Genomic DNA, 13,316 nt, shown 5'->3' with positions numbered 1-13,316 from the left:
GAGGCCGTCCCGCGAACGTGTGCCCGCGCCGCACAGGCGGTCACGGCCATCCGGACAACTGGGGGCCGGGGTCAGGACCGCCGCCGGCCGACCCGTCAGGCGATGACGGGGAGCGCCGGGGCGAGCGGCGGGCGGTCGGGCAGAAAGCCGTGGGCCCGACGGGCGAGGTGGTGCGCCTTGTAACGGTCCACCCGTCGGTGCCAGTTCAGGATTCCCGCCATCCAGTTCTGCAGGTCGCGGACATAGCCGTCCATGGCCGCACGGGCCTCGGCCGACAGCTCGAAGTCGTCGTACACGACCGGGAGTTCATTGCCGACGACGTGCTCGAACTGCTGCATCCGCTGGGTCATCAGGTCGTGCACGACGCAGAGCGCGGTCGGGTAGTCGACGCCGAAGAAGTTCTGGACGACCAGGATCGCGTTGTGGAACTCGCCCTCGTACTGGATCTCCTTCTGGTACGAGAAGACGTCGTTGATGAGCATGCCGTAGTCAATGGCGGCGTTCTCCAGGGAGCGGACCGGGCCGCTGCGGTAGACCTCCGCGGGGATCGCGGGGCCCCGGCCGCGGCGGGCCAGGCTCAGGGTGAGGTCGGAGCCGAAGGTGGCCCGGCGCATCTCCAGGAAGTCCACGGGGTCGGGGATGCGGTGCTGGAGCTGGTTGGACATCTCCCAGAGCCAGCTCTCGGTCATGCTGTCGACGGACCGCTTGAGAGTGAGCCGGTCCTCGGGGCTCGTCCCGGCGGTCGTGCGGGCCCAGAGGTCGATCAGGCCGCGCTCCATGGCCGTGGCCGGCACGGGGACGGGCTCGTCGGCGAGGGGCATGCAGGCGGAGAGGCGGGCCGTGGCGAGCCGGGCGCCGGCCAGGTCGCGCCGGGTGCCGAAGACCAGGGGGTAGTAGTCGTCCCCGTAGGTGCCCCAGGCCAGCCAGTCGGCGCTGAGGTCGAGTTCCTCGGGGGTGGCGTCCGGGTCGAGGCCGGCGGAGCAGAGCACGAGGTCGGAGGCGGCGAGCTTGTCCTCGTCCCAGACGCCCTCGGCGAGCATGCCGGTGGCGTGCATCCAGGCGGTCAGCCGGGGGCGGGCGGCGTCGAGGTGCGGGCTGAGCTCGACCTCGTAGGGCATGTGGAAGTCGGGCAGGAGGGAGGGGCCGACCTGCTGGAAGGGCACATGTGAGTAGGCCCGCAGACGCTCGGCGGCGGCCGAGGCCAGCAGGGCGCCCACGTCGGCGGCGGCGGTGCCGGGCCCGGTGAGGTGCTGCCAGGGGGAGGACCGGGTGGCGCCCTGGTTCATGTAGCGGCTGGAGCGCATGTGCCACTCGTGGCCGCCGGACTGCCAGTCCTGCAGACCCTTGGTGTAGGCGGCGATCGCGGCGGCCTGGTCGGGGGTGAGGCCCTTCTCGACGGCGAGGGCGGGCATTTCGGTGAGGGCGGTGTGCTCGAACTGGTGGAGGCGGGAGGTGAGGATGTCGTTGACCGTGTCGGCGGCCTCCTGGGTCGTGCAGTCGAAGAAGGTCTCCAGGACCAGCACGCCGTTGCTGTTCTCGCCCTCGTCCTCCACCTCGCGCTGGTAGGAGAACAGGTCGTTGCGCAGGTGGACGGCGTCGGCGAAGGTCTCCATCAGCACCCGCAGCGGCCGCGTCCCGGCGGCGGCCGCGGGCACCTCGGCCGTCGCGTACTCGACCAGCCCCGCCGACCAGGGGGCGCCGCCGACCTTGCGGCGCATCTCGATGTACTCGACGGGGTTGGCGATCCGCCCCTCGTTGATGTTGGCCAGCTCCCACATCGACTCGTTCAGCAGGTGCTCGGTGGCGACCGAGAAGCGGCGGCGCCAGTCGACCGACATCGACGGCACCGTGCGCGCCCACAGGTCGGCGAGGCCCGCCTCGACCGGGTTCTGCGGCTCCGGCACGGGAGTGGCGGGGTCGAGCGGCATGAAGAGCGGGAGCCGGTCGAGATGGGCCTTGCCCGCGGCGCGGTCCTGGGTGCGCTTGTACATGTCGAGGAAGTGGTCGTCGAAGAAGAACACCCACACGTACCAGTCGGTGATCAGCGACAGGGCCGGGCCGTCGCAGTCGGGGTGGGTGTAGCTGCACAGCAGGCCGTAGTCGTGTGCCTCCAGGTCGGCCTGGGTCCAGATCCCGGAGCCCTCCAGCATGCCCATCCCGCGGGCCCACTCGGTGGAATGGGCGCGGGCCTCCTCCAGGTGCGGATTGAGCCGCGCGGGATACGGCATGTAGAAGTGCGGGAGTTCGAACGGCTGCGTCATGGCCGGGGCCCTACCCGTGGGCTCCAACGGCCATCCACCGGGGGACACATGATCACACCATCGCGTGAACCGAGGCGGAATCCGGGAACTTCGGACGGCCTTTGTGGCGCCCGCGGCGCCCCGGCCCCGCCCCGGCACCCTGCCGGGGTACTCAACCGGCGGCGGCGCCGAACCACTTGGGCAGCACGTCGAGCAGCTCCCGCGGTTCCTCGCCGGCCCACGCCACATAGCCGTCCGGCCGCAGCAGCACGGCGGGTACGTCCAGTTCCTCGCTGACGTCGACGACGTGGTCGACCCGGTCCGCCCAGCCCGCGACCGAGAGCCCGCCGGCCCGGTCGAGCAGCAGCCCCCGGCCGGCGTGCATCAGCGAGTAGAGGCGCCCCCGCTTCAGCCGGACGTCCCGGAGGCGCCGGCCGACCAGTTCGTGCCCCTCGCCGAAGTCGTAGCGGACGGAGATCGCGGCGATCTTCTCGATCAGGTACCGGTTCACCTCTTCGAAGCCCATCAGTTCCGTCACCAGCCGGCGCACGGCCCGCGCACCGGGTTCGGCGGACAGCAGTTCGGTCTGCGCACGGGTGTTGTCGAGCACGGCGGCGGCCACCGGGTGCCGTTCGCCGTGGTAGCTGTCCAGCAGCCCCTCCGGCGCCCAGCCGCGCACCTCGGCGGCCAGCTTCCAGCCGAGGTTGAACGCGTCCTGGACACCGAGGTTGAGCCCCTGGCCGCCGGTCGGCGGGTGGATGTGCGCCGCGTCACCGGCCAGCAACACCCGGCCGTCCCGGTAGCGCTCGGCCAGCCGGGTGGCATCGCCGAAGCGGGAGATCCAGCGCGGCGAGTGCACCCCGAGGTCGGTGCCGGCGAACTCCCGCAGCCGCTGCCCGAACTCCTCAAGGGTCGGCGGGACCCTGCGGTCCTCGGAGACCGCCGCCGCGGGCACGATGACGCGGTGCACGCCGTTCTCGCGGGGCATGACGCCGAACCGCGCGCTGGTCCTGCGGACTTCGGCCACCACGGCGGCCAGTTCCTCCGGCGGCAGGGCCACCTCCAGCTCGGCCAGCCAGGTCTCGCTCCGGGCCGGTTCGCCGGGGAAGCCGACGCCCAGCAGCCTGCGTACCGTGCTGCGGCCGCCGTCACAGCCGACGAGATAGCGCGAGCGCAGCCGCGTGCGCTCCTCGCCCGCGGGGGTGCCCGCATCGGCGAGTTCGACTCTCACCCCGTCCTCGTCCTGGCTCAGCCCGACCAGTTCACAGCCGCGCCGGATCTCGGCGCCGAGTTCACCGGCGTGCTCGGCCAGCAGGCGCTCGGTGGTGGTCTGCGGAATGCCGAGGACATAGGAATGCGCGGTGTCCAGCCGGTCGGGCCACGGCGCGGGAATACCGGCGAAGAAACCGGGGGCCGCGAACTTCTGGCCGAGCGCGAGAAACCGCTCCAGCAATCCGCGCTGGTCCATTGTCTCGACACTGCGGGCGTGCAGGCCGAGCGCGCGGGACTGGCCGGTCGGCACCGCCTCCTTCTCCAGCACGAGCACCCGCACACCGTGCAGCCGCAGTTCGCCCGCCAGCATCAGTCCCGTCGGACCGCCGCCGGCAATGATCACATCGAACATCGAAATCCCCCATGGGAAAAGAAAGGCACGCACACGGCGCGTATCACCGATTTCCGCCGCTACCGGCTTCGGCCCGGGATTCTGCAACATCGACCGGGCCTTGCCGCAAGGCCCCCGGTGGGCTATACGTTGAGAAGGGCAAGGAGCGGAAGACTCCTTGCCCTTGGCTTTTCCGCCGGTCGTTTCCGCCGCCCGCTCCGGACGGATGTCCTCCCCCGAAGGTTTCACAGGGCATCCTTTAGGCTGCCGCTGTTGGTCCATTCACCGGATCAACGGATCAGGGGGCGGGGGCCGATGAACAACGCGACCGGGGTGTTCCAACCGCTGCAGGCGGACGATCCGCCGATGGTCGCCGGTTACCGGCTCGCCGCACGGCTCGGCGCGGGCGGCATGGGCCGGGTCTATCTGTCGCACACGCGCGGCGGCCGGCCGGTGGCGATCAAGGTGGTGCGGCCGGAACTGGCCGACGACCCGGACTTCCGGCGCCGGTTCCGCAGGGAGATCGCGGCGGCCCGCCGGGTCCGGGGCGCGTACACCGCCGAACTCATCGACGCCGACTCGGACGGCGTACCGCCCTGGCTGGCCACGCTGTACGTGCCCGGGCCCGCTCTCTCGGACGTCGTCGCGCGGCGCGGACCGCTGCCACTGCCGGCGGTGCTGTGGCTGATGGCGGGGGTGGCCGAGGCGCTCCAGGCCATCCATGGCGCGGGCATCGTGCACCGGGATCTGAAGCCGTCGAACGTGCTGCTGGCCTCGGACGGACCGCGCGTGATCGACTTCGGTATCTCGCTGGCCGCCGACACCACCTTCCACACCGCCACGGGCACCGCCATCGGCACACCCTCGTTCATGGCTCCCGAGCAGGCGTCCGGAGGCGAGGTCACCCCGGCGACCGATGTCTTCGCGCTCGGTCAGACGGCGGCGTTCGCGGCGCTGGGCGAACCGCTGTACGGGGACGGCCCGGCGGTCAACGTGCTGTACCGGATCGTGCACTCCGAGCCCGATCTCACCCTGCTGCCGGAGGAGTTGCGCCCGCTGATCGCCCGCTGTCTGGATGCCGATCCGGAGCGGCGGGCCACCCTGGCGGAGATCGTCGAGTGGTGCCGGCGGCGGCTGGGCCCGGACGCCGATGCCGGCGCGGGGCCGACCGTGTGGCAGGAGGTGATCGGACCGGAGGTCACGGTTCCGGAGCCGGCCGCCGACCCCACGTGGGCATACCCCGTCCCGCCCGGTACGCGGCCGCTGCCGGCGCCGCCGGTGGGCCGGCCGGTGAGCCGCCGTCGCCGGGCACTGATAGCGGTCGCCGCCGTGACGTCGGTCGTGCTGACGATGACGGCGGTGGTGCTGATCGTCAGGGAGACGGACACCTGGGTCCGCGGGCAGGTGAAGGCCCGGTCCTCGTCCGGCACATCCGGTTCGACGGTGTCCGGCAAGGACGGTGCCGTCTCCTCGGGCGGTGCGGCCCGGGCGTCGTCGTCCCCGAGCGCGTCACCGTCACCGCACACGGTCGCCTACCCCTACCCCGCCGAGTTTCTCGGCGAGAAGAACTCCGTCGACATCGATGCGCAGGCCGAGCGCAAGGACCGCAAGGGCGACGTCCGCTTCGCGTGCGCCAAGGGCGGCTGCTCGCTGGAGAGCCGGACCAGCGTGTTCGTCGACGTGCTGGGAGACCCGCGCGGCTCCCTGAAGGTGTGCCGTCAACTGCTCGGCGACGCCACCAGCCACAGCATCCCGCTGGCCGCGGTGGCGGCCGGGAGCGAGATCTGCGCCGAGGACCGCGACGGCGACATCGCCCTGTTCGTGGTCCGGGTGAAGTCGGACGCACTGCCGGACAGCGGGAGCAGCTTCCTGATGGCGGACCTGACGGTCTGGCAGACGGGCTAGGCCCGGTCCCCCTTGGCGGGTTCCGACGGGCGGGCCGGCGTGGTCGTGTGACCACCTCTGCCGGCGGCGGCGAGGGCCCGTCCGTGCCCGACTTCTTCGATCCGTGGGCCGTACGCCGAACCCGCACCTGTCCTTCGGGGACGGTCCGCACATCTGCCTGGGCGCTCATTTCGCACGGCTGCGGCCGCGCACGCTCCGTGCCGAGGCGCCCGCGCTGGAGCGGGGCGGGCCTGCCGAACGGCCGGTCTCCACCTTCATGAATGGGATGAAGTCGCTGCCGATGTCCCTGGGTTGACCTGGATGAGGGCGTGGGTGCCGGCCGTGCGCCAGCGTTGTCCCTCGGCCGCGTCCAGGGCCGCCTCGGTGTCCGCGGCCAGGCCGGTGATCACATCGGACTTGAGGGTGCGCAACGCGGCCACCGGCCCCGGAAACCAGGCGGTGACCCCGGCGAACGGGGTGGTCGGCGGCCAGAGCCGATCGCCCACCAGACGGCGGTAGTTGAGGTCGCCCTTGAAGATCGTGAGGTCGGCGGAGGCGAACTCGGCGCGCAGGTCACCGGGCATCTCGGCGTACGGCAGCGGGGCGCAGGAGAAGGGGTGGGCGCGCACGCTGAGCCGGCCGTCCGACATCGCCGACCAGAGGGTACGGCCGTACCCGGCTGCCGCTCCGGGTGCGGCGGTGAGCCTGCGCAGGGCGTCGAGCACGTCGGCGGTCGTGGCGTCGGAGACGTAGTAGGGGTAGGGCTTGATGTGCAGGACCGCGTCCGCGATGCGGCCGGTGTCCAGGAGGCGGGCGATCAGCAGCAGGTCGGGGACGAGTTCACGGCCCGCGTTGTCGGCGACGAGGCACAGGGTGCCGCCCCGGAGCAGCCGCCACAGATCGGCGCTGTCATCGGCGACCAGGGCGGAGACGGCCTCGCCCGACTCGGCGGAGAGGCGAAAGCCCAGGTCGGCACGGTTGCCCCAGAGGGAGCCGTACAGCAGGGCGCGGTCCGGGTCGTCGCCGAGGGCGTCGAGCGCCGCCAACTCCTCGTCGGTCTCCTTGGCGTCCAGTTCGGCGAGCTTGAAGGGACGGAAGGGGTCGATGCCCTGCCAGGGGCCGGGCCCGAAGTAGCCGACGGCGTCCAGGAGCCGACGGTAGAAGTAGCTCTCGGACCACAGCCACGGCACGTCGAACCAGGAGTGCCCGAGGTAGCCGTCCAGGCCCCAGCCGCGCCACCGGTCGCCGTCCGGCAGGGGTTCGATGACGCCTTCGGTGCAGTTGCGCAGCAGCGCGTCGAGGGCGCGGTGCTGTGCGGGGCCGTACGGGAAGGCGTCCCGCACCTGACGGATGATCGCGGGGTGCCGTTCGGCCAGCACGCTGTGCGGGAACGGGCCGGTGGTGCCGAGGATCACGGGTGCGGCGGCGGAGTCGGGCATGGGCGCCACGCTATCGCGCGGGATGCCCGGCTCCGGCGAACCGACGGCGCCTGTCACGCCGTTCTGATCTCGCGCTCCAGCTGGGTGGCGAGGGTCATGTAACGGGCGCGCCGGTGCACCGGGACCAGGCCGCGGATCATCAGGTACCACATCTCCGCGACCCTGCGCGGCAGTCGTCCCACCGGCTCCAGGTTGCGGCCGGCCACCCGGGTGCCGACGAAGAAGCAGACCAGGGAGTGGGCGACCGCGCCGATGTCGATGTCCGGGTGGACGTCGGACTCCTTGACCGCGCCCTGGAGTTTGCGCGTGGCGAACTCCAGGCCCTCCGTGAACGGATGCCTCAGCGGCGGCCGCACGCTGACGTCCGCGGTGGCGAGCCGCAGTCCGGCGCGCGGGATCGGGCCGTCGACGGAGAGCCGGGCGATCGCGAACGTGGTGCGCATCAGGGCCTCCAGCGAGGAGTAGCCGCGGCTGTCCAACTCCTTCACCAACTGGCTGGAGGTGCGGGACTGGAGCTCCATGATGGCGTGCGCCAGGTCTTCCTTGGCGGCGAAGTGGAAGTAGAGCGCCCCCTTGGTGACCTTCGCGTGCTCGACGATCTCACTCAGACTGGTGGATTCGTAGCCACGCCGGTCGAAGAGGTCGGCGGCGGCCGTGATGATCGTGGCGCGGGTCTGCTCCGCGCGTAACTGCCTCGCCATCGACTCAACACTCCTCACGGCTCCAAACCGACGGGGCATGCGGTTTGTTTTTTACCCCGTGCACACGATAGCTCACCGTGCGGCAACGGGAGGCGACTGTGCGGACCTGGTGACAGACACGCGCAAGTGGTGGGCGCGGCCCCGCCATCGGCGGCCACACTGCACAAACGCACGAGATCAGAACGCGCCACTCCCTCGTGTTCGTGCCGGTTCCCGGAGGCGATGCGGGCGGCCGGGCGCACATCGGTGATCACAACGATACGAGCCGCGCGGTTGGTTCTCAATGACGCCTGCGCGGTCCGCAAAACGGACGACCCGGTCGGCGGCCCGCACACCGCCCTGCCCTGTGATCAATCGCGCTGAACAGTGCGCGCCCGGATCCCGTACTCATCTCAGCAGACTTCGTACCCGCGCCTGCCGAGGAGACGTCCCGATGACCCGGACGACCGCCCGTCTGACGGGAGCCGCCGTCGCGGCTCCGCTGCTGCTCCTGTCGTGGGCGGCGGGTTCCGCCCAGGCACACGGCGCGCCCACCGACCCCGTCAGCCGGGTCTACGCCTGCTCCCCCAGCGGCGGCAGCGCGTCGACGGCGGCCTGCAGGGCGGCGATCGCGGCGAGCGGGCAGAACTTCGTGGCGTGGGACAACCTGCGGGTGGCGGGGGTCAACGGCCGTGACCGGCAGGTGATTCCGGACGGGAGGCTGTGCAGCGGCAACCTGCCGGCGTACAAGGGGCTCGACCTGGCGCGCACGGACTGGCCCGCGACCCGGTTGACCCCGGGCGCCCGGATGACGATGACGTACGCCTCGACGATCGCGCACGCCGGCACGTTCAAGCTGTATCTGACGAAGCAGGGGTACGACCCCGCGAAGCCGCTGACGTGGTCCGAGCTGCCCGCGCAGCCCTTCGCCGAGTTCAAGGACCCCGCGCTGACGAACGGGGCGTACCACTTCACGGCGAAGCTGCCGACCGGCCGGACGGGCCGTCAGATGCTGTACACGATCTGGCAGAACAGCAGCACGACGGACACCTACTACTCGTGTTCCGACGTGGTGTTCACGGCGAAGCAGGACGGCGGGGCGACGGCGAGCGCGCGGCCGCGGCAGCGGGCGAGTGCCACGCCGACCCCGAGCGCCTCCAAGAGCCCGACTCCCAGCGCCTCGAGGAGTGTTGCCGTCCCGACGCGGCGGACGGCGGCGGCACCGGCCTCCCCAAAGACCGGAACCGCCGCCGCCGACAGCACTCCCGTGGCCTCCGACACGACCTCGGGCTCGGGCCCGTCGGCGCCACTGCTGGCGGGCGGCGCCGCCGCGGTGCTGGTGCTCACCGGGGGCGCCGCCCTGGCGTTGCGTCTGCGTCGACGCTGACCGCCCTTGTGCGAAGGTCAGTTGACGAAGACGGTGGCTCCGTTGTCGGTGACCGGCGTGTACTTGGCGGTGAAGTAACCGGCCGCGAAGCAGAGCGAGGAGCCGGAGGTCTTCGTGAACGCCTGGTTGGTGAAGTTGATGCTGTTGTCGGTGTTGCTGGACGTACCGGTCAGGCTGGGCGCCTGGTAGACGCAGGTGATGCTGCCCAGCAGGGTCTTCAGCTTGACGGTGGTCTGGATCGTGGAGCCGCTCGCCGGGGTGACCGTGAGGGTGCCGTCCGAGGCGACCGTGGTGGTGTACGGCAGATTGTCGACGGTGATGCTGGTGACGCCGGTGACACCGAGGACGTTGCTGGTGCAGCTGCTGGCGTCGAAGGTGTGCCCGCTGACCGACTCGGTGGCGGTGCCGGGGGCGGCCGGGTTGTCGGTGACCGTGGCGGTGAAGACCGAGGACGTGCACGACACGCCGCTGGTGCCGGTGGCGCTGGAGTAGAGGGTGGCGCTGGTGCCGGTGGCCAGCGGCGCGCTGAGCACGTCACCGACGGCGACGGCGGTGCCGCCGGCGCTGCCGGTGGTGAGCACCGCACCGTCGGCGGAGGCGGGAACGGTGGCGGCGACCGAGAGGGCGGCGACGGTACCGGCGAGGGCGAGGAGGGATCGCGTACGCATGCGGGTTGCCTCTTTCCTTGGGGGACTTGCGTGAGGTGAGGGGAGGTGGGGGTGCAGGGTGGGCGCGTATGCGCCGCCAGCCGTTGCCGGCCCGTGACGCCTTCTCCGTACGTGACGGACCGACAACGGCAGCCGAGCCGGACACCGGCCGAAAGCCTGGGGGGGTTAGGCCTCCGGCCGGGCCGGTTGAGGGCGTTCGGGCACGGCCCCTGGGGGGAAGCGACCGTGCCGACGCCGAGAGCGGAGCGGTGATCGAGGAGGCCGGGAAGCGGCCGATGCCGCTCGGCGGATCCGGCGCCACGGATCCGAAGGAAACCAGGGAGAGTTGTAGACCTGATCAACCGTCAACGTCAAGGCCGATCAAGGGAGTTGAGAAACCGATCAAGGGAATGTGAGGTCGGAACACAATTGACGCATATTCAACACCCTTTTTTCACAACTGCCTTGACCCATTAAAGTAACCGCCGGTAACTTGCGGCATGGCTACTGCTGCGTAACGAGAAATCCCTTGCGTCCGCCGGGAGTTGTGAGGAGGCGTGCGCGGCAGCCGCTGTCCGCGCCAGGACAACGTGCCACTGAAGCCCAACCCGCGTCTTAATGCATGGGAGCAGACATGGCCTCGTCCCCGGACGTTCCGTCCGCCGACAACACGCCTGAGAACCCGGGAAGCGGTTCTCTTTCCGATACACCAGACACCACCGGGGCCACCGGGGCCACCGGAGGGGAACCGAGACGGGGTCGGGTCCGCGCGCGCCGGGCCGCGGTGATGGCGGTGCCGGCCACCCTGGCCGCCGCCGGTCTCGCGGTCTTCACCGCACAGGGTGTGCTGGGCGTGCAGTTCGCCATCTCCGGCATGCCGTTCGTGGTCACCGCCGACCGGCTCGACGGCACCGGCTTCGAGCAGTTCGGCGGCCTCGACAACATGATTCCGGACAGCCCCAACGCCGGTGACACCGGCGGCCAGGAGCTGGTCGTCACGTCGGTGGTGAAGAACGGCACGCTCACCAACATGTGCCAGAGCGTCGACCTCGGCGGCATCCAGCTCCTCCTCAAGGCCGGCGGCGGCTCCAAGCCGGTGTCCGTGTCGAACCTGGCGATCGACTCCGACGACATCAAGGGCGACGCCACGTTCAACAACATCGAGATCGGCCGCGACGCCAGCACCTTCGACAAGGCCGGTGTGCAGGGCCCGAAGGGCGTCTACGGCCAGCAGGCCGACGGCGTCGTCATCGAGCACCTCTACCAACACAACTACGCGGCCACCGCGGCCGTCTTCAAGCTGCCCAACCTGCACATGTCCTTCAGCGGCGACGGTTGCGACTGATGACCGACCCGGGGACCCGGACAGAGCGATTCCGGCGGTGGCGGGGGCAGCGGCCGTTCGCGGGCGGCGTGCTGCTCGTGCTGGCCGGTGCCGAGATCCTGGTGACCATGAAGGCACCCCTTCCGGTCATCCTGCACATCGGCATGCAGGGCCTGGCGGGTTATCTGCTGCCGACCCTGATGGTCGTCTGCGGGCTGCTCATCGTCTTCAACCCGGCCCAGCGCCTCTTCTACTCCATCCTCGGCATCCTGCTCTCCCTGGGGACCTGGCTCACCTCGAACCTCGGCGGTTTCATGGTCGGCCTGCTGCTCGGGGCCGTGGGCAGCTGCATCGCCTTCGGCTGGCTGCCGGACCAGGAACCTCGTGTCAGCCGGCGCAAGCGGCGTAAGGCCGCGCGGGCTGCCGCACAGGGGTTCGGGGACGGGGCGGAAGCGGTCTGAAGCGGTGAAGGAGGCGGACCGGTGGGTTTCGGTCCGCCTCCTCTCTGTGCGCGGGGAGCTTTCCGGCCGGTTGGACGGGGGTGGTGGCTTCCGGACGGCGGCGGCCGGTTCATCGTGGTCGCCCGCGCTCACGCGGCGGAGCCGCACATCGATACCGCCCCGCGCCCTGACCGGCACGTTGTTCGCCTGAACAGGTGACTTGGGAACTTCTTTGCTGTCGCTGCGAGTTCATCGGGCAGCCGGGCGGCGAGCGGCCGTTCGGGGTGCGAGTGATGAGTGCGGCGAAGGAGCGGCGGCTTCATGGTGTTCAAACGGCTGCTGGGGGCGATCGGGGTCGGTGGTCCCTCGGTGGACACGGTGCTGGACGGTGCAGCGGTGGTACCCGGCGGGGTGTTGTCGGGGCGGGTGTGGCTGAAGGGCGGCTCGACGGCGGTGGAGGTCGAGCACATCGGACTCGAGTTGCTCGCGCGGGTCGAGGCGGAGCAGGAGGAGGGGGAGACCGAGGGCGCGGTCGTCTTCGAGCGGTTCACCGTGGGCGGCGGGTTCCGGCTCGGTGAAGGAGAAGAGCGGGAGGTGCCGTTCAGTGTGCCGCTGCCGTGGGAGACGCCGGTCACCGAGCTGTACGGGCAGCCCCTCGGGATCGTGCTCGGGGTGCGCACCGAGGTCGGGGTGGCCGGCGCCCGGGACAAGGGCGACCTGGACCCGCTGACCGTGCGGCCGCTGCCCGTCCAGGAGGCGGTGCTGGAGGCCCTCGGACAGCTGGGGTTCGGCTTCCGCTCGGCGGATCTGGAGTACGGCCGTATCGGTGGTACGGGCCAGCGGCTGCCGTTCTGTCAGGAGGTCGAGCTGGCCCCGGCGCCGCAGTACGCGCACGCGGTCAGCGAGATCGAGCTGACCTTCCTCGCCTCCCCCGCCGGTCTGGAGGTCGTCCTGGAGGCGGACAAGCGCGGCGGGCCGTTCTCCTCCGGGCACGACGCACTGACCCGTTTCACGGTGCGCCACGAGGACGCTCACGTGCTGGACTGGAACAGCGAGGTCGACGGCTGGATCCGCCAGCTGATCGCGCACCGCGAGGCCTACGGCACCCATGCCGCGTACGGCCACGGCGGGCAGCACGACGGCCACCACCGCTCCGGACCGGGCCTCGGCACGGCGGTCGCCGCCGGTGCGGCGGGTCTCGCGCTGGGCGTGGTCGGCGGATTGGTGGCGGCCGAGGTGGTGGACGAGATCGGGGACTTCTTCGAGGGGGACGAGGACTAGGGCTGTCCGGCGGAGGAGCAGGGCCGGCGGCGTTCGTCAGCTCGCGGTGACGGTCGGCTCGGCGGCCTTCCCGGGCTCCGGCTGCGCGGGGGCCGCGGCCGGCTCCGCCGCCATCTGCACCGACGTCGGCTCCACCGGCGCCGCCGTGTCGTCCGTCTTCATCGCCTTCGCCTCGCTCTTGAGGATGCGCATCGACTTGCCCAGGGCCCGGGCGGTGTCGGGCAGCTTCCGGGAGCCGAAGAGCACGATGAAGACGATCGCGACGACCAGCAGGTGCCAGGGTTCGAGTCCGTTACGGAGCATGACCGCCCCCTCCCTTTCTCACGTTGTTCCGTGCCGACGAAGGGTGCTTTCTGCGCCCCGGCCGAGCAGCGACGATTGCCACATTGCG

At 71.1% G+C, this 13,316-nt stretch carries 11 protein-coding genes; 5 read left to right on the top strand and 6 right to left on the bottom strand.

The features are described 5' to 3' along the window. Positions 1-95: 95 nt before the first annotated feature. Positions 96-2,261 carry a germacradienol/geosmin synthase Cyc2 gene (gene cyc2 / locus ACWGJB_RS36815; protein ID WP_453384390.1) on the bottom strand — a complete coding sequence of 722 codons (2,166 nt, stop codon included), beginning with the start codon at positions 2,259-2,261 and terminating at the stop codon, positions 96-98. A 151-nt stretch (positions 2,262-2,412) separates the two neighbouring features. Next, positions 2,413-3,864: a rifampin monooxygenase gene (gene rox, locus ACWGJB_RS36810; RefSeq protein ID WP_453384389.1), complete on the bottom strand. Its 1,452-nt coding sequence runs from the start codon at positions 3,862-3,864 to the stop codon at positions 2,413-2,415. A 294-nt stretch (positions 3,865-4,158) separates the two neighbouring features. On the opposite strand from rox, the gene ACWGJB_RS36805 reads away from it, so the two are divergent. After that, positions 4,159-5,748 (top strand): serine/threonine-protein kinase, encoded by a 1,590-nt coding sequence (locus ACWGJB_RS36805; protein ID WP_453384388.1) that lies wholly within the window; start codon positions 4,159-4,161, stop codon positions 5,746-5,748. A 254-nt stretch (positions 5,749-6,002) separates the two neighbouring features. Here ACWGJB_RS36805 and ACWGJB_RS36800 read toward each other — a convergent pair whose 3' ends face one another. After that, the gene (locus ACWGJB_RS36800; RefSeq protein WP_453384387.1) at positions 6,003-7,166 is read right to left on the bottom strand and encodes a damage-control phosphatase ARMT1 family protein; all 1,164 of its coding nucleotides are present in this window, start codon (positions 7,164-7,166) and stop codon (positions 6,003-6,005) included. A 53-nt stretch (positions 7,167-7,219) separates the two neighbouring features. Continuing rightward, positions 7,220-7,867 (bottom strand): ScbR family autoregulator-binding transcription factor, encoded by a 648-nt coding sequence (locus ACWGJB_RS36795; protein ID WP_453384386.1) that lies wholly within the window; start codon positions 7,865-7,867, stop codon positions 7,220-7,222. 433 nt (positions 7,868-8,300) lie between these two features. Between ACWGJB_RS36795 and ACWGJB_RS36790 the strand changes: the two genes are divergently transcribed. Beyond that, on the top strand, positions 8,301-9,233 hold the full coding sequence (locus ACWGJB_RS36790) for a lytic polysaccharide monooxygenase auxiliary activity family 9 protein (protein ID WP_453384385.1): 933 nt from the start codon (positions 8,301-8,303) through the stop codon (positions 9,231-9,233). Positions 9,234-9,250: 17 nt separating this feature from the next. Here the strand turns inward: ACWGJB_RS36790 and ACWGJB_RS36785 are convergent, their stop codons facing one another. Continuing rightward, complete coding sequence (locus ACWGJB_RS36785) at positions 9,251-9,901, bottom strand: Tat pathway signal sequence domain protein (RefSeq protein WP_453384384.1); 651 nt, start codon at positions 9,899-9,901, stop codon at positions 9,251-9,253. A gap of 613 nt (positions 9,902-10,514) precedes the next feature. Between ACWGJB_RS36785 and ACWGJB_RS36780 the strand changes: the two genes are divergently transcribed. The 3 genes from ACWGJB_RS36780 to ACWGJB_RS36770 all read left to right on the top strand — a co-directional run bounded on the left by ACWGJB_RS36780 (position 10,515) and on the right by ACWGJB_RS36770 (position 12,925). Further along, positions 10,515-11,225 carry a DUF6230 family protein gene (locus tag ACWGJB_RS36780; protein ID WP_453384383.1) on the top strand — a complete coding sequence of 237 codons (711 nt, stop codon included), beginning with the start codon at positions 10,515-10,517 and terminating at the stop codon, positions 11,223-11,225. Further along, the gene (locus ACWGJB_RS36775) at positions 11,225-11,665 is read left to right on the top strand and encodes a DUF6114 domain-containing protein (protein WP_360475869.1); all 441 of its coding nucleotides are present in this window, start codon (positions 11,225-11,227) and stop codon (positions 11,663-11,665) included. Before ACWGJB_RS36780 ends, ACWGJB_RS36775 begins: the two co-directional genes overlap by 1 nt. 300 nt (positions 11,666-11,965) lie before the next feature. Next, on the top strand, positions 11,966-12,925 hold the full coding sequence (locus tag ACWGJB_RS36770) for a sporulation protein (RefSeq protein ID WP_453384382.1): 960 nt from the start codon (positions 11,966-11,968) through the stop codon (positions 12,923-12,925). 36 nt (positions 12,926-12,961) lie between these two features. On the opposite strand, the gene tatA is transcribed toward ACWGJB_RS36770, so the two are convergent. Continuing rightward, positions 12,962-13,228 carry a Sec-independent protein translocase subunit TatA gene (tatA, locus tag ACWGJB_RS36765; RefSeq protein WP_453384381.1) on the bottom strand — a complete coding sequence of 89 codons (267 nt, stop codon included), beginning with the start codon at positions 13,226-13,228 and terminating at the stop codon, positions 12,962-12,964. Positions 13,229-13,316 lie beyond the last annotated feature (88 nt).

It is taken from the genome of Streptomyces sp. NPDC054813, assembly GCF_053611365.1.
Note: the sequence above shows the minus strand (reverse complement) of the source record. Positions and strands in the feature narration are given on the sequence as shown.

What these genes read in the sequence shown, in the direction of transcription:
- cyc2 (WP_453384390.1), bottom strand. Translation starts at nt 2,261, where the DNA reads ATGACGCAGCCGTTCGAACTCCCGCACTTCTACATGCCGTATCCCGCG.
- ACWGJB_RS36805 (WP_453384388.1), top strand. Translation starts at nt 4,159, where the DNA reads ATGAACAACGCGACCGGGGTGTTCCAACCGCTGCAGGCGGACGATCCG.
- ACWGJB_RS36790 (WP_453384385.1), top strand. Translation starts at nt 8,301, where the DNA reads ATGACCCGGACGACCGCCCGTCTGACGGGAGCCGCCGTCGCGGCTCCG.
- tatA (WP_453384381.1), bottom strand. Translation starts at nt 13,228, where the DNA reads ATGCTCCGTAACGGACTCGAACCCTGGCACCTGCTGGTCGTCGCGATC.
- rox (WP_453384389.1), bottom strand. Translation starts at nt 3,864, where the DNA reads ATGTTCGATGTGATCATTGCCGGCGGCGGTCCGACGGGACTGATGCTG.
- ACWGJB_RS36800 (WP_453384387.1), bottom strand. Translation starts at nt 7,166, where the DNA reads ATGCCCGACTCCGCCGCCGCACCCGTGATCCTCGGCACCACCGGCCCG.
- ACWGJB_RS36785 (WP_453384384.1), bottom strand. Translation starts at nt 9,901, where the DNA reads ATGCGTACGCGATCCCTCCTCGCCCTCGCCGGTACCGTCGCCGCCCTC.
- ACWGJB_RS36770 (WP_453384382.1), top strand. Translation starts at nt 11,966, where the DNA reads ATGGTGTTCAAACGGCTGCTGGGGGCGATCGGGGTCGGTGGTCCCTCG.
- ACWGJB_RS36775 (WP_360475869.1), top strand. Translation starts at nt 11,225, where the DNA reads ATGACCGACCCGGGGACCCGGACAGAGCGATTCCGGCGGTGGCGGGGG.
- ACWGJB_RS36795 (WP_453384386.1), bottom strand. Translation starts at nt 7,867, where the DNA reads ATGGCGAGGCAGTTACGCGCGGAGCAGACCCGCGCCACGATCATCACG.
- ACWGJB_RS36780 (WP_453384383.1), top strand. Translation starts at nt 10,515, where the DNA reads ATGGCCTCGTCCCCGGACGTTCCGTCCGCCGACAACACGCCTGAGAAC.